13 protein-coding genes and 1 riboswitch are annotated in these 15,513 nt (G+C 29.3%); of the genes, 9 read left to right on the forward strand and 4 right to left on the reverse strand.

The features are described from left to right. Positions 1-2 precede the first annotated feature (2 nt). On the forward strand, positions 3-614 hold the full coding sequence (gene recR / locus ACIJYC_RS00525) for a recombination mediator RecR (protein ID WP_435166565.1): 612 nt from the start codon (positions 3-5) through the stop codon (positions 612-614). Here the strand turns inward: recR and ACIJYC_RS00530 are convergent. Next, on the reverse strand, positions 601-2,763 hold the full coding sequence (locus ACIJYC_RS00530; protein ID WP_435166568.1) for a malate synthase G: 2,163 nt from the start codon (positions 2,761-2,763) through the stop codon (positions 601-603). The two genes, recR and ACIJYC_RS00530, sit on opposite strands and share 14 nt — an antisense overlap. Positions 2,764-2,842: 79 nt before the next feature. Beyond that, a riboswitch (glycine riboswitch) is annotated at positions 2,843-2,931 on the reverse strand. Between the two features lie 103 nt (positions 2,932-3,034). Between ACIJYC_RS00530 and ACIJYC_RS00535 the strand changes: the two genes are divergently transcribed. Next, positions 3,035-4,132, forward strand: coding sequence for an acetyl-CoA carboxylase carboxyltransferase subunit alpha (locus tag ACIJYC_RS00535; protein WP_435166571.1), 1,098 nt, complete (start codon positions 3,035-3,037; stop codon positions 4,130-4,132). Between the two features lie 2 nt (positions 4,133-4,134). Here ACIJYC_RS00535 and secA read toward each other — a convergent pair whose 3' ends face one another. After that, a complete protein-coding gene (gene secA / locus ACIJYC_RS00540) occupies positions 4,135-6,672 on the reverse strand; it encodes a preprotein translocase subunit SecA (RefSeq protein ID WP_435166574.1) in 2,538 nt (845 codons plus the stop codon). 65 nt (positions 6,673-6,737) lie between these two features. Between secA and argJ the strand changes: the two genes are divergently transcribed. Next, a complete protein-coding gene (argJ, locus tag ACIJYC_RS00545; RefSeq protein WP_435166577.1) occupies positions 6,738-8,039 on the forward strand; it encodes a bifunctional glutamate N-acetyltransferase/amino-acid acetyltransferase ArgJ in 1,302 nt (433 codons plus the stop codon). A gap of 39 nt (positions 8,040-8,078) precedes the next feature. Further along, a complete protein-coding gene (locus ACIJYC_RS00550) occupies positions 8,079-8,507 on the forward strand; it encodes a DUF1178 family protein (protein ID WP_435166580.1) in 429 nt (142 codons plus the stop codon). Here ACIJYC_RS00550 and ubiG read toward each other — a convergent pair. After that, positions 8,504-9,226 (reverse strand): bifunctional 2-polyprenyl-6-hydroxyphenol methylase/3-demethylubiquinol 3-O-methyltransferase UbiG, encoded by a 723-nt coding sequence (ubiG, locus tag ACIJYC_RS00555; protein WP_435166583.1) that lies wholly within the window; start codon positions 9,224-9,226, stop codon positions 8,504-8,506. The two genes, ACIJYC_RS00550 and ubiG, sit on opposite strands and share 4 nt — an antisense overlap. Positions 9,227-9,304: 78 nt before the next feature. On the opposite strand from ubiG, the gene ACIJYC_RS00560 reads away from it, so the two are divergent. The 5 genes from ACIJYC_RS00560 to ACIJYC_RS00580 are packed head-to-tail and all read left to right on the forward strand — an operon-like array spanning position 9,305 to position 13,985. After that, positions 9,305-10,516, forward strand: a complete 1,212-nt coding sequence (locus ACIJYC_RS00560) for an aspartate kinase (protein WP_435166585.1) — start codon at positions 9,305-9,307, stop codon at positions 10,514-10,516. A 5-nt stretch (positions 10,517-10,521) separates the two neighbouring features. After that, positions 10,522-11,619: a flavodoxin-dependent (E)-4-hydroxy-3-methylbut-2-enyl-diphosphate synthase gene (gene ispG / locus ACIJYC_RS00565; RefSeq protein ID WP_435166588.1), complete on the forward strand. Its 1,098-nt coding sequence runs from the start codon at positions 10,522-10,524 to the stop codon at positions 11,617-11,619. Beyond that, positions 11,619-12,692: a peptide chain release factor 1 gene (gene prfA / locus ACIJYC_RS00570; RefSeq protein ID WP_435166591.1), complete on the forward strand. Its 1,074-nt coding sequence runs from the start codon at positions 11,619-11,621 to the stop codon at positions 12,690-12,692. The genes ispG and prfA overlap by 1 nt, the downstream gene beginning before the upstream one ends. Then, on the forward strand, positions 12,693-13,535 hold the full coding sequence (prmC, locus tag ACIJYC_RS00575) for a peptide chain release factor N(5)-glutamine methyltransferase (RefSeq protein WP_435166594.1): 843 nt from the start codon (positions 12,693-12,695) through the stop codon (positions 13,533-13,535). Between the two features lie 12 nt (positions 13,536-13,547). Continuing rightward, positions 13,548-13,985 (forward strand): DUF4167 domain-containing protein, encoded by a 438-nt coding sequence (locus ACIJYC_RS00580; RefSeq protein ID WP_435166596.1) that lies wholly within the window; start codon positions 13,548-13,550, stop codon positions 13,983-13,985. On the opposite strand, the gene ACIJYC_RS00585 is transcribed toward ACIJYC_RS00580, so the two are convergent. Next, entirely contained in the window at positions 13,982-15,274 is a 1,293-nt protein-coding gene (locus ACIJYC_RS00585) for a peptidoglycan DD-metalloendopeptidase family protein (protein WP_435166599.1), read from the reverse strand. The genes ACIJYC_RS00580 and ACIJYC_RS00585 overlap by 4 nt on opposite strands. Positions 15,275-15,513 lie beyond the last annotated feature (239 nt).

Here is a 15,513-nt window from a genome sequence, read left to right on the forward strand (position 1 = left end):
TAATGCAAAATATTAGTGAGATTGAAGAACTAATTAAATTAATTTCAAAGCTTCCAGGCTTAGGACCAAAGTCTGCAAAAAGAATAGTTCTTAAACTTATTAATAATCGAGATGAATTAGTTAAGCCTATGGCTAGTACACTAGCTCAAGTTTACAAAAATGTAACCAGATGTAACTCGTGTGGTTCATTAAAATCAAATTTAAATGGCTGTGTTAATTGCGAAAGTTTAAAAGAGAAGTACACAAAGATTTGTGTTGTTGAAGATATTGCCGATCAGTGGTCAATTGAAAACTCAAATATTTTTCAAGGATACTTTCATATTTTAGGAGGAACAATTTCTTCTGTTGGCCAAAGAAAAGAAGATCTTTTAATTAACTCTTTAGTTGAGAGAGTAAATAGAGACAAAATAGAGGAAGTTATTCTTGCAACAAGTGCGACTGTTGAAGGACAGACTACAGCTTATTATATACAAGACAGTTTAAAAAATACTAATGCAAAAATTACTAAATTAGCTCAAGGATTGCCAGTAGGCGGTGAGATCGAAAGCTTAGATGATGGAACATTGTTTTCAGCTTTTAAAAATAGATCTAACTTAAATTCTAATTCAGATTAAGTTTCTTTTTCAATCTGTTTTGATGCAGCAATGGTTCAGTATAACCTGAGGGTTGCTCCTTACCTTTGAAAATTAAATCACATGCTGTTTTAAATGCTAAAGATCGATCAAAGTCATCACTCATTTTAACATATTTGGAGTCACTTTTATTTTGATCGTCTACAATTTTTGCCATTTCTTTCATTATTTCCGTTACTTGAATTTTAGTGGTTATTCCGTGATGTATCCAATTTGCAATATGTTGCGATGAGATTCTAAGTGTCGCTCTATCTTCCATCAGTCCAATGTTATTTATATCTGGAACTTTTGAACACCCTACGCCTTGATCAATCCATCTAACTACATAACCTAATAATGTTTGTGCTGAATTTGATATTTCATTATTAATGTCCTCGACTGACCAATTTGGTCTATTTGCGACAGGAACTGTTAAAAGGTCATCTAGTTTTGCCTTTTCTCTTTTTGCAATATTTGTTTGTTCATTAAAGATATTTATTTCGTGATAATGGAGTGAATGCAAAGCGGCTGCAGTGGGGGACGGAACCCAAGCACAATTAGCTCCAGCTTTTAAATGTCCTGTCTTTTGTTCCATCATATCTTTCATTTTATCTGGCATTGCCCACATTCCTTTTCCAATTTGAGCTTTTCCTGATAAACCACATTTTAATCCAACATCAACATTATTATTTTCGTATGCTAAAATCCATTTAGAAGATTTCATGTCTCCTTTCTTGATCATTGGTCCAGCTTCCATTGAAGTATGCATTTCATCACCTGTTCTGTCTAAAAAACCAGTATTAATAAAGAAAACTCTATTTTTTAAGGTTCTAATGCATTCTTTTAAATTTGAAGATGTTCTTCTTTCTTCATCCATGATTCCTATTTTGCAAGTATATTTTTTCAAACCTAATACCTCTTCTACTTTAGAAAAAATTAAATCTGTAAATCGAGTCTCATCTGGTCCATGCATTTTTGGCTTAACTATATAGATTGATCCTGCTCTAGAATTTGTTTTATTTTTTAAATCATGAATAGCTGCAGCTACTGTTATAAATGCATCCATAATACCTTCAGGCACTTCGTTACCATTAGATAAAATTATCGAAGGATTTGTCATTAAATGACCCACGTTTCTAACTAATAATAGACTTCTTCCATGTAATTTTAGTCCTTTGCCATCTTTTGAGATGTAACTTCTATTTGGATTTAGTTTTCTTTCAAATAATTTTCCATCTTTTTCGAACTGTGTTTTTAGGTCACCCTTCATCAAACCAAGCCAGTTTCTATAACAAACAACTTTATCTTCAGCATCCACTGCTGCTACACTATCTTCGTTGTCACAAATTGTTGATACTGCAGCTTCTAAAATTATATCACTAACCCCTGCATGATCTTGTTGAGCACTGAACGCTCTTGGGTCTCTTAAAATTTCAATATGCAGATTGTTATTTTTTAATATAACTGCTGTAGGGTTATCTGCCTCTCCTCTATGACCAATAAATTTTTCTTCATCAGCTAAATCAAATATATCAGCCCCTTTTAAAACTTTTAATTTACCTTCTTTAACAGCAATACTTGTAATTTTATGCCAACTTAGATTTTTAAGTGTAAAATGTTTATCTAAAAAATCCCTTGAGTATTTAATTACCATCTCTCCCCTCAAAGGATCGTACCTTTCCGATACACTGTCTTCAGATTGTTCTATGACATCAGTTCCATATAGACTATCGTATAAACTCATCCATCTTGCGTTTGCTGCATTGAGAGCATACCGTGCATTCATAATTGGCACGACTAGTTGAGGTCCAGCTATTTTAGTTATTTCATCATCTACATTTTCTGTTTCTATTAAAAAATCTGTTCCTTCTTCTTTTAAATATCCAATTTCGTATAAAAATTTTTTATATTCATCAAGTTTAATTTCATTGCCTTTATTTTTAATATGCCATTCATCTATTTTTTTTTGCAAAGTTTCTCTTATGTTGATTAATTCTCTATTTTTGGGCTCAAGTTCGTTAACAGTTTTTTCAAACCCTAACCAAAATTGATCAGTCGAAACACCTGTATCCGTTAGTAGTTCTTCATTAACAAAATTTGATAAACTTTCTGAAACTTTAAGAGTATGAATATTTATATATTTATCTGGCATAGCACTTTTGTTACCCCATCTGTATTTTTGCCTGAGAGTTTTGCTCCTTCGGCGGAAATTAATCTCTTTCCAGAGTGTTATGCTTTGATCGGTCCTTTTGCCTGAGAGTTTCCGGGGTGGTTGCTCCTTCGGCGCTAAATTGTAGTTAGTCTCTCCCGATATGAAATTTGTATCTTTTAAATATGTTAAGTCAATTAATAATACTAAAAAATAATTTTAATCATCAATTTATTGCCTTTTTTATAATTTAAGTTTCTATTATAAACAAACCATGAAAAATTATCTTAATTTTGAAACAGATATTAAAAATTTAGAATCTGAGATAGAGAAATTAAAAGATCCATACAACCAGGATGGTCTTTCAGAGGTAGATACTCAAAAAATATCTAGCACACAAGCTGAGCTTGATAAGAAATTAAAAGACATCTATTCTAATCTAGATCCTTGGCAAACCACCATGGTTGCTCGTCATGAAGATAGACCGAAATCTAAATTTTTTATTGATAATTTGTTTGATGATTTCATTTCTTTGTCTGGAGACCGTTTCTATGGGGAGGATAAATCTGTTTTAACAGGATTTGCCAAATTTAATGGTACTTCAGTTTTAGTAATAGGTCAGGAAAAAGGTGAAAATTTAGAGACAAGAATTGAAAGAAATTTTGGAATGATGAGGCCTGAGGGATATCGCAAAACGATTCGACTAATGAATTTAGCAAATAAATTTAATATCCCGATAATATCATTTATAGACACGCCAGGAGCATATCCAGGTGTTGGTGCTGAAGAGAGAGGTCAAGCAGAGGCTATAGCCAAATCAATTGAATGTTGTATGGAACTAAGTGTTCCGACTTTGGCAATTATTATTGGAGAAGGAGGCTCCGGTGGTGCAATTGCTTTAGCCTCATCTAATAAAGTTATAATGTTAGAAAATGCTATTTATTCTGTAATTTCTCCAGAAGGGTGTGCAACTATTTTGTGGAGAGATCCAAAAAAAATGCTTGATGCTGCAAAAGCAATGAAACTTTCAGCAAAAGATTTATTAGAATTAAAAGTTATTGATGAAATTATTCCTGAGCCACTAGGTGGTGCTCATAGAGATAGAGATCAAATGTTAGAAAGCTTAAAAGACTCAATATCAAAAAATTTAAACTATTTTAAAGATTTATCTTCTGAAGAAATAATGAATGAAAGAAAAAATAAGTTTTTGAAAATTGGAAGAAATCAAGGATTTATTAGTAACTCTGAAGATTTAAGCACTTTAACTATTAAAAATAATAATTTCGATAAAATTTTAAAATCAAAAAAAATTTTAATTGGATTGATACTTACGGGCTTAGCTTTATTGATTGCTGTTTTTAGTCTGCTCTAAATTTATAAAGCACCGCAGCAATGCTTAAATTTTTTACCTGATCCACATGAGCAAGGTTCGTTTCTACCAATTTTTTTCCCACTTTTAATTTGATCTACCATTGATTCCTTTTTTTCTTCTTGTTGCTCTGTGACAACTTTTAAATTCATTAGAATAGTTACAAAATCTAATTTTAATTTTTCAAGAAGATTAGAAAATAAATCGAAAGCCTCTTTTTTATATTCAACCAAAGGGTCTCGCTGACCATATGATCTAAGTCCAATTACTTGTCTCAGTTGTTCAAGATATTGAATATGAGATTTCCAATTAAGATCAATTGATTGCAAGAAAATTCGTTTTTCAATTTCTTTTGCATGATCCTCTCCTAAAATTTTTATTCTCTCATCTCGAGACTCTGAAAATTTGTTTATAATTTTTTCTTTTAATTCACCATCTTTTGCAGAAATTAATGATTTTAATTCAGACTCATCAAAACTTTTACCAACAATCTGTTTTAGGCGATTACTAAACTCATTACTTTTAGGATTCGATAAACTTTGGATTTTTAACTTGATGATATCGTCAATTATGTCCCTTAAAAACTCATCAGAATAATCAAATATGCTTTGACTATTCATTGCATTTTTTCTTTGAGAAAATACGACATGCCTTTGATCATTCAAAACATTATCAAACTTTATTAAGGTTTTTCTTATATCAAAATTTCTAGCTTCTACTTTTTGTTGAGCTCTTTCAAGAGCCTTATTAATCCATGGGTGATCAATACTTTCTCCATCTTTAAGTCCTAATTTTTCAAGCATTTTATTCATAGACTCTGACCCAAAAATTCTCATTAAATCGTCTTCAAGACTTACATAAAAAATGGAACTACCCTCATCACCTTGTCTTCCGGATCTTCCTCTTGCTTGATTATCAACTCTTCTTGACTCCATTCTTTCAGTTCCAATTACAAATAAGCCACCTAGAGATTTTATTTTGTTTTTATCTATTTGAAGTTGAGCCTCTTCTATAGACCCTTTTTTACCACCCAGTTGAATATCCACACCTCTACCAGAAATACTAGTTGTGATGATTACTGATTTTTCTTTACCCGCATTGGCTATTATATCTGCTTCATTTTCATGATTTTTGGCATTTAACACAACATGTTTAATATTTTTTTTGTTTAACAAGGCTGAATAAATTTCAGACTTGTTAATACTAGATGTAAAAATTAAAATTGGTTGGCCTGCATCATGCCGCTCAACAATCTTTTCTATAATTGCATTATTTTTTTCATCCCCAGTTCTGAAAATTTGATCATTATAATCTTTTCTAATCATTTCATTGTTAGTTGGAATAATCACAACAGCTAAACCATAGATTTCAAAAAATTCTTCAGACTCAGTTGCGGCAGTTCCAGTACATCCAGATATTTTTTTATAAAGTTTAAAATAATTTTGATATGTTATTGAAGCCAAGGTTTGATTTTCTGCTTGAATATTTATTCGCTCTTTTGCTTCTAATGCTTGATGTAAACCATCTCCAAATCTTCTACCCTCAAGTATTCTGCCAGTCAGTTCGTCTATAATTTTTAAGCTTTCATCTCTAACAATATAATCTTTACCCTTTTCAAATAAATGATTAGCTCGAAGAGCTTGATTGACATGATGAACTAGATGTAAATTTTCTGGATCATAAAAGTTATTATTTTTTAAAATTCCAGCAGTAGAAAAAATTCTTTCTACATTATTAATTCCATCATTAGTTAAAAGAATATTTTTTTCTTTTTCATCTATCTCATAATCTTTATTGCTCAACTGTCTTACAAGTTTATCAACAGCAAGATACTGAGCAGTTTTATCTTCAGCAGAACCCGATATAACTAGTGGAGTTCTAGCTTCATCGATAAGACAAGAATCTATTTCATCAACTATAGAAAATGAATGTTCTCTTTGAACCATTTCATGCTCAGAGAATTTCATATTATCTCTTAAGTAATCAAATCCTAGTTCACTATTGGTTGCATATGTGATGTCACAATTATAATTTTTCTTTCTTTCATGATCATCTTGGTCGTTATTAATGTAACCTGATGATAAACCTAAAAAGTTATAGATTTGCCCCATCTCTATGGAGTCTCTTTTTGCTAGGTAATCGTTAACAGTTACAATATGAACACCTTTTTCAGTCAGAGCGTTTAAGTATGCGGCAAGAGAAATTGTAAGAGTTTTTCCTTCTCCAGTTCTCATCTCAGCAATTTTACCCTCATGGAGAACAATTCCCCCAATTATTTGAACATCAAAGTGTCTTTCATTTCGAGTTCTTTTTGAGGCCTCTCTTACCAATGCAAATGCCTGTGGTAATAGTTCGTCCAAGGTTTTTCCTTGTTTAATTTGTTCTTTATATTCTTTTGTTTTTTTTGAAAAATCTAAGTCATCAAGTTTTTTAAATTCATCTTCAAGTGAATTTATTGTTTTTACAATTTTACCAATTCTATCCAACTCCTTTTGATTGCTAGATTTAATAAATTTCGTGATTAGATTTAAAGGATTGAACATGAGTATTTGATTTATTCTTTACTTATAATGTTTAATATATGTATTAAATAATTATTTTAAACACCATGGGAATTAATTTATCAAACTTTTTATCTTCAAAATCAAAAAATGCCAAAATGATTGATTTTCAAGACCTTGATCATGTTGATGGTGTATCTATTTCTGTAGTTAGTGCAAATCTGTATAATGATAGTAGAGATGACTTGTCTATGTTCTATTTTAGAGACGGAGCTAATCATGCATCAGTTTACACTCAGTCAAAAATAATATCTGAAAATATTAAGTGGAATATAAATCAAAATAGTAAAAGAATTTATTCTCTTATAGTTAACACTCGGAATGCAAATGCCTTTACAGGTAAGCAAGGTTATGAAAGTTTAAAGAAACTATCAGACATCATTTCATCAGAATTAACAAAAAAACAAGAGCATGATGAAGATGCTCCAAAAAAAATTTATTCAAAAGACATAATCTTTGGTTGTACAGGTACTATTGGGGAACTCTATCCTTATGAAAAAATTTCTCAACAAATCCCAAGTTTAATCAATAAAATTAAATATACCCAAAATAAATTTATTTGGATGAAAGCTGCACTCGCCATCATGACAACTGATACTAACCCTAAGTTAGCTATGGAAGAATGCATAATTGCAAATAAAAAAATTAAGATTTATGGAATAGCAAAAGGTTCAGGAATGATCCATCCAAATATGGCAACTACTTTGGCTTATGTTTTCACAGACGCTAAACTTTCAAATGACATTTTAAATAAATTACTTAAAAAAAATATAGCAACAACTTTTAATGCTATAACATGTGATGGCGACACAAGTACCAATGATATGGCAACAATTTTTGCAACTGGTAAAGTAGATAATGCCCAAATTAAAAATATAAATGACAAAAAAATTCAAAATTTTGATAAGGCTTTAAATAAGGTTTTGTTAAATCTAGCAAAAAGAGTGGTTTCAGATGGGGAGGGATCTTCAAAGTTTGTGACAGTAAATGTTAAAAAGTGTAAATCAGAAATAGAGGCAAAGCAGATTGCTTTTTCTATCGCTAATTCTCCTTTAGTTAAAACTGCAATTGCTGGCGAAGATCCTAATTGGGGTAGAATAATTATGGCCATAGGTAAAGCTGGACCAAAAATAAATTTAAAAAAACTTTTAATTAAATTTGGAAATTTAAAAATTGTACAAGATGGAAAATTACATCAAGGTTATGATGAAACAAAAGCTTCAGAGTACATGAAAAATGAAAATATTGATCTTGATATTGAAATATTTACTGGAGGGAAAAGCTTTACTGTTTACACAATGGATTTTACAAAAAAATATATTGATATTAATGCAGATTATAGAAGTTAGTGGTATTGAAAATTTTGTAAGAATTATTAATTCAATATTATGATTAAATATAAACTTGCATGCAAAGACTGCGAAACAACATTTGATAGTTGGTTTGCTTCATCTAAGGAATTTGAAAAATTAAAAAAAAAACGTCTTTTAATCTGTCATATTTGTAATTCTAAAACAGTAGATAAATCTCTAATGGCACCTAGCTTAAGAAACAATAAAAAGGATAAAAAAAACGATTTGCAATTAGATAAATACAATAACGTAAAAAAAATTATTAAAAGTTATCAAAAATTTATTAAAGAAAATTTTAAGTTTGTTGGTGAAAAATTTGCTTATGAAGCACGATCTATTCACTACAATCCTAAAAAAAAAACTAAAGGTATCTATGGAAATGCTTCCAAGAAAGATCTTATGGAACTTAAGGAAGAAGGCATAGATGCTCAGATGATACCTTGGGTAGAGGACAACGATAATTAAAGTTTTATAGATTTTACAATATAATTAATTGAAGTATCTGAAGAAACAGTCCACTCATCTTTAATTATATTAAAATTCATTCCTTCTAACTTTTCTAACTTTAAACTATTTTTGCTTAATATTTTTTTAAGATCTTCTGGTCTTACAAATTTTTCCCAGTCATGAGTTCCTATAGGAAGCCATCTCAAAACATATTCTGCCCCAACTATTGCAAATATATAAGATTTTAATGTTTTATTAAGAGTAGCGACAAACATAAGGCCATTTTTTTTTAGAAGTTTTGAACAAGAATTTATAAAAAAATTAATATCTTCTACATGTTCAACAATTTCCATATTCAAAATAACATCAAATTTTTTTTTAATTTTTAATTTTTCAGGTGATGAGCATAAATAATTAATTTTAAGTTTGTTTATTTTTGCGTGCAACTTAGCAACACTGATATTTTTACTTGATGCATCAATTCCAGTTACATTTGCACCCAATCTTGTCATTGGTTCAGATAGAAGTCCTCCGCCACAACCAATATCCAAAATATTGATTTTATCTAAAGGTCTTTGTTTGGTTTTTAATTTAAAACTATTAATAATATTTTCTTTGATATACTTAATTCTTATTGGGTTAAATTTATGAAGTGGTTTAAATTTTCCACTCGGGTCCCACCATTCAGCCGCCATTTTTGAAAATTTTTCAATTTCTTTTTTATTTACACTGCTCATAATCGATAATTAGTTGACATAACAACTAAGATGTATTCTATCAATTATTTATTAAATTATAATAAATAAATTTGATCAATGAAAACTGTTGTTTTAAAGTTTGGTGGAACTTCTGTAGGAAATATCGATAGAATTAAAAAAGTATGTAAAATCATATCTTCTTATAAAAAGAAGAAAAATAAAGTAGTAGTGATTTCCTCTGCTATGAGTGGTGCTACAAACGAACTAGTTAATAAATCTAAATTAATTAGTAATAATTTTGATAAAGCAGAATATGACACTCTATTGTCTACAGGTGAGCAAGTTTCTTGCGCCTTAATAGCTGGAAGATTAAATCATATTGGGTTTAAATCTAGATCCTGGTTATCTTGGCAAATACCAATTATAACTGAAGGTCCTTATTCAGCAGCAAGGATCAATAGAGTTGTTTCAAAAGACATACAAAACTATCTTAAAAGTGGAGGTATTCCTGTAATTACTGGCTTTCAAGGAATAAACAGCAATTATAGACTAACAACTATTGGTAGAAGTGGCTCAGATGCTACAGCAATAATGTTAGCTAAATTTATTAAAGCAGATGAATGTATTATTTATACTGATGTAGATGGCGTTTATACAACAGATCCTAGACAGTACAAAAATGCTAAAAAAATTAAAAATATATTTTATGATGAAATGTTAGAAATGGCATCTTTAGGTTCAAAAGTTATGCAGCCAACTTCTGTACAAGATGCAAAATTGAATAAAATAGATATAAAAGTAAAATCTTCATTTATTTCAAAGCCTGGTACTTTAATCTCAAATTCGTCAAAAGCTTTTAGTGATCAAATTATTACTGGAATTTCATCAACAAAAAATGATGCAAAAATTACAATTGAAGGAGTTAAAGATAAACCAGGTGTAGCAGCTTCAATTTTTAAACCTTTGTCTCAAAATTTAATAAATGTTGATATGGTTGTTCAAAATATTTCGGTTAATGGTAAGGAAACAGACCTTACATTTACAATCAAAGCTGATGACTTTAAAAAGACTGAAAAATTTATAAAACAGAATAAAAAAATATCTTACAAAAAGTTATCTTTTGATAAAGATGTATCTAAAGTTTCAATAATTGGGGTAGGAATGATTACGACCCCTGGAATAACCCATCGAATGTTTCAAGCTTTAGCTTCAAAAAAAATAAATATCTTAGTAATATCTACTTCTGAAATTAAAATTTCAGTTTTAGTTGCTTCCAATCAAGTAAAAAAAGCTATAGCTGTATTGCATAAAGAATTTAAATTAGACTAAATTTTATGAGCCTTAGGCCCTTTAGAAATATTAACCGGAAAAAAACTAGAGTCATAAAAGTTGGTGATGTAAACATTGGTGGGGATAATCCAATTTCAGTTCAATCAATGACCAATACTTTAACAACTGATGTTAAAGCTACAATTGATCAAATAAATGCAATTCATGAAGAAGGAGCAGACATTGTAAGAGTTTCATGTCCAGATGAAGATTCTACAAAAGCTTTAAAAGAAATAACAAATAACGTAAAATTACCAGTAATTGCCGATATTCATTTTCACTATAAACGAGCAATTGAGGCTGCTGAAAACGGAGCAAAATGTTTAAGAATAAATCCAGGTAATATTGGTGATAAACAAAAAATTCATGATGTTTTAAGTGCTGCAAAAAATAATGATTGTTCAATCCGAATTGGTGTAAATGCAGGCTCACTTGAAAAGGATATTCTAGAAAAATATAAAGAACCTTGTCCAGAAGCTTTGGTAGAGAGCGCTTTGAGAAATATAAAAGTTTTAGAAGATCAAAATTTTTTTAACTTTAAAGTTAGTGTTAAGTCATCAGATGTTTTTTTATCAATTCTAGCTTATCGCCAACTTTCAAAAGCAATGGATTATCCATTACATCTTGGAATTACAGAAGCTGGAAGTTTTGTCTCTGGAAGTGTGAAATCGTCTATTGGACTTGGAGCATTGCTTTTAGACGGAATTGGGGACACTATCAGAATTTCACTTTCTGATGACCCGGTAAAAGAAATAAAAATTGGTAATGAGATTTTAAAGTCATTAGGACTAAGAAATAGAGGAGTAAAAATTATTTCTTGCCCATCATGTGCAAGACAAGCATTTCAAGTAATTGATACTGTAAAGATTTTAGAAGAAAAATTATCACATATTAAAACTCCAGTTACGCTCTCTATAATTGGATGTGTAGTGAATGGGCCTGGTGAAGCAGCAATGACAGATGTGGGTATTACAGGTGGTGGAAAAGGAAACAATATGCTTTATCTTTCTGGTGTTCAGAGTAAGAAAGTCTTAACAAATGAAATAATTGATAAAGTAGTGGCTGAAGTTGAAAAAAAAGCTTCAGAGTTAGAAAAAAAATAATGATACCCGCAAAAACAATTGAAGAACTCATATTAAAGCACTCAACTTTAGAAAAAGATCTATCTTCAGGTGAAATTGACAAAAAACTATTTGCGGAAAAATCAAAAGAGTACTCTGATCTTAATGAAATTATAATAAATGCTAAAAAATATTTATCATATGAAGATAATAAAAAAGATTTAGAGAAAATTTTAAATGATAGTTTAGTAGATAAAGAGTTAAAAGACATGGCTGAACTCGAATTATTAGAATTAAAGACTGAATTCGAAATAAATGAAAAAAAATTAAAATTATTTTTACTTCCTAAAGATGAAGCTGATAAAAAAAATGCAATCATAGAAATTAGAGCAGGAACTGGAGGTCTAGAAGCAAGTTTATTTGCCTCAGATCTTTTTAAAATGTATGAAAAAGTGAGTCATAAAAAAAAATGGACATTAGAATTAATATCAATCTCCAGAAGTGATGCAGGGGGTTTAAAAGAGGTTATTGCATCAATAAAAGGAACTAATATTTACTCAACTTTAAAATACGAAAGTGGGGTACATAGAGTTCAAAGAGTACCAGACACCGAAACGCAGGGAAGAGTTCATACCTCAGCAGCAACCGTTGCAGTATTGCCTGAAGCGGAGGAAGTTGATTTAAAAATAAATGAGTCTGATTTAAGAATAGATGTTTTTAGAGCAGGTGGGCCAGGAGGACAGTCAGTAAATACAACTGATAGTGCGGTTAGAATTACCCACATTCCAACAGGATTATCTGTTTCACAGCAAGATGAAAAATCTCAACATAAAAATAAAGCAAAAGGGATGAAAATTTTAAGGTCAAGGTTATATGAGTTAGAAAGATCAAGAATTGACCAAGAAAGATCACAAGATAGAAAAACAAAAATAGGAACCGGAGATAGATCGGAAAGAATTAGAACTTATAATTTTCCACAAGGAAGAGTGACAGATCATAGAATTAATTTAACACTTCATAGATTAGAAGAATTTTTAGAAGGTGAAGCTTTTGATGAAATGATTGAGTCATTAACATTACAAGCACAAGAAGATAGCTTAAGTAGTTTAAATTAAATGAATATTCACTCAGCACTAATAGAAGCAACAAATATTTTAAAAGATAAATCCATTCTGTCGGCTCAACTCGACACTGAAATTTTAATGTCCAAAGCTTTAGGCAAAGATCGTGAGTATATAATTTTAAATTATGATAAAATCTTAAATAATGAAAATTTAGATTATTTTAAAAAATTGGTTTTTGAACGAGCAACCAGAAAGCCAATAGCCTATCTTTTGAATAAAAAGTTTTTTTGGAAAAGTGAATTTTATGTAAATAAAAAAACCCTTATACCACGTCCTGATACAGAAATTATTATAGAGCAAATTTTAAAAGTTACTAAGAATAAGCATTGTTTAAAAATTCTTGATATTGGAGTTGGTTCAGGGTGTATACTCTTAAGCATTCTAAAAGAAAAAAAAAATTTTTATGGAACTGGAATAGATATCAGTAAAAATTCATTAGAAATATCTAGATTAAATGCAAAAAGGCTCTTAGTAGATAAGAGGGTAAAATTTTTTAAATCAAATGTTGACAAATTTGCTCAAGGCAAATATGATTTAATAGTTTCTAATCCCCCTTATATAAAAAGAAACAATTTAAAGTATTTGGAGTGTGATGTTTTAAAGTTTGAGCCTAAATTAGCTCTGGATGGTGGATTAGATGGTTTATCAGTAATCAGAAAAGTAATAAATAAAACATCTGAACTGTTAAAAAAAAATGGAAAATTTATTTTAGAGATTGGTTTTGATCAAAAAAGTAAAGTTATTAAATTATTAAACAATAAAGGTTTTTATATAAATAGTTCAGTCAAAGATCTTGCAAACAATGATCGTTGCATAGTCAGTACTAAAATATAATTAATTAGATTTATGGTAACATTTAGAAACAATAATAACGCTAGAAGAAATAATTTTAGAAGAAATGATAGAAATTATAAAAGTAATGGAGATAGACCTAAATTTGGATCAAATTATTCAAACAACGATAATTTTAAAAGAAGAGTTCCGGGAAGAAATAATCATAATGCTCCGAAGTTAATTGAAAAATACAATGACTTAGCAAGAGAAGCCTCTTCCAATGGAGATAAAATATTGTCTGAAAACTATCTACAACACGCAGATCACTTTACAAGAATTTTAAATGAACAAGAAAACTATAAAAGACTAAAATTTGCTGAAAATAAACCAGCTGAAAATAACTCTGAAACACAGGAGTTATCTGAAAAAAATGAAGAAATTAGTGTTGAAGATAAGAAAGTTGTAGCAGAGATTAAACCAATTTCTAAAAAAAAAACTGAAGAAAATTAATTTAATCCAATAATTTTTTCTGACTTTAAAACATTTAATTTTATTTTGTTAGTTTCAAAAAGCTTTCTATTTTTTCCTTTCAAAATCTTACCCGATGGAAGCTTTAGTTTTTGAGAGTTTACTTTTTTTCCGTTAACAATAACTTCATAGTGTAAATGTGGACCTGTTGATTTTCCGGTTGATCCAACATAACCAATTGTTTGTCCTTGTTTAACCCTAACCCCTTTTTTTATTCCACGTGCAAACTTTGACATATGTGCGTAAATTGTTTCATATGTTGAGTTGTGTCTAATTTTTACGCAATTTCCACCACCTCCACACCATCCAGCTTTTTGGATTAAGCCATTTCCAGAAGCCATGATGGGTGTTCCTTTGGGTGCCGCAAAATCAGTTCCTCTATGCATCTTGTTAAATCCATCTATTGGATGTTTTCTCATTCCAAATGATGAAGATAATCTAGCACCATTAATAGGTGTTTTCATTAAAGCTTTTTGTACACTTTTTCCATTCTTGTCGTAATGTCCTTCAACATTTTCTTTATCAAAATAATATAATGAATTGTCCTGACCACTTAACTTTAGATTTGCAAAAAGAATTTCTCCTGTTTCAGCTATCTTATTTTTCTCATCAATAAATATTTCATACATAATTTGAAATTTATCTTCTTTACGAATGTCTCTTTGAAAATCTACTTGAAAACCATAAATTCTTGCAAATTCGATTATTGTATTTGGTGGTATATTTTGATCAGTTGCAGCCTTATAAAGACTTTGAAGGATTGTATTTTCTTTGTAAATAATTTTTTTATCTAACTTTATAGATAATATTTTTTCATTAAATTTAGACTCATCACTATTCTTTGATAAATATATTTTTTCAGTATTTGAAATTTGGAAAATGAATTCTTTAATTTTATTATTAGTTTTATCTAAAATAATTTCAATTTTTTGATTAGTGTTTAATTTATTTATATTAAATTTTTTTGAAAGACTTTCTTTGATAGCAATTATTTCTTCTTTTTCTATAGAGTATTCACTAAGTATTTTGTCAAAAGTTTCTCCAGATTTAATTTTGTGATTATATTTTTTGTATCTGGGTTCTAAATTGTTAACAATTTCATTAAGAGTTTTTTTAAAATAAATATTATTGATAAAATCAATATTTTGATTCTTCTTTAAATTTTCTTTTTGATTAGAATATCCTGCAATTGCAACTGTAAGGATGATTAATAAAACTAATCCTATTGATTTTAAGTTTTTAAAAAAAAATGTTAGAAGTTTTTTTTGCATTTAATAATGTTTTGATGTGAATTATTAGAGTAGCAATGTTAAAAAATCAAAAAAAACCCAATAAAATCATGAATTTTTAGTATTTTTTTTAATCTTAAATGCTTGATTTCCTTTTATTTTAGCCTATAAGCGTCACACTTTCTCACGAAAATTATTGTTAACACAATAGATTAGTGTGGATTATTGGGCTTTTTAGACCCAATTAGCTATTTAAAAAGTAAAAATTTAAGAAGAGAAGT

The sequence above is a fragment of the Candidatus Pelagibacter bacterium nBUS_28 genome (assembly GCF_051200915.1).
Taxonomy (GTDB): Bacteria; Pseudomonadota; Alphaproteobacteria; order Pelagibacterales; family Pelagibacteraceae; genus Pelagibacter.

What these genes read in the sequence shown, in the direction of transcription:
- recR (WP_435166565.1), top strand. Translation starts at nt 3, where the DNA reads ATGCAAAATATTAGTGAGATTGAAGAACTAATTAAATTAATTTCAAAG.
- ACIJYC_RS00530 (WP_435166568.1), bottom strand. Translation starts at nt 2,763, where the DNA reads ATGCCAGATAAATATATAAATATTCATACTCTTAAAGTTTCAGAAAGT.
- ACIJYC_RS00535 (WP_435166571.1), top strand. Translation starts at nt 3,035, where the DNA reads ATGAAAAATTATCTTAATTTTGAAACAGATATTAAAAATTTAGAATCT.
- secA (WP_435166574.1), bottom strand. Translation starts at nt 6,672, where the DNA reads ATGTTCAATCCTTTAAATCTAATCACGAAATTTATTAAATCTAGCAAT.
- argJ (WP_435166577.1), top strand. Translation starts at nt 6,738, where the DNA reads ATGGGAATTAATTTATCAAACTTTTTATCTTCAAAATCAAAAAATGCC.
- ACIJYC_RS00550 (WP_435166580.1), top strand. Translation starts at nt 8,079, where the DNA reads ATGATTAAATATAAACTTGCATGCAAAGACTGCGAAACAACATTTGAT.
- ubiG (WP_435166583.1), bottom strand. Translation starts at nt 9,226, where the DNA reads ATGAGCAGTGTAAATAAAAAAGAAATTGAAAAATTTTCAAAAATGGCG.
- ACIJYC_RS00560 (WP_435166585.1), top strand. Translation starts at nt 9,305, where the DNA reads ATGAAAACTGTTGTTTTAAAGTTTGGTGGAACTTCTGTAGGAAATATC.
- ispG (WP_435166588.1), top strand. Translation starts at nt 10,522, where the DNA reads ATGAGCCTTAGGCCCTTTAGAAATATTAACCGGAAAAAAACTAGAGTC.
- prfA (WP_435166591.1), top strand. Translation starts at nt 11,619, where the DNA reads ATGATACCCGCAAAAACAATTGAAGAACTCATATTAAAGCACTCAACT.
- prmC (WP_435166594.1), top strand. Translation starts at nt 12,693, where the DNA reads ATGAATATTCACTCAGCACTAATAGAAGCAACAAATATTTTAAAAGAT.
- ACIJYC_RS00580 (WP_435166596.1), top strand. Translation starts at nt 13,548, where the DNA reads ATGGTAACATTTAGAAACAATAATAACGCTAGAAGAAATAATTTTAGA.
- ACIJYC_RS00585 (WP_435166599.1), bottom strand. Translation starts at nt 15,274, where the DNA reads ATGCAAAAAAAACTTCTAACATTTTTTTTTAAAAACTTAAAATCAATA.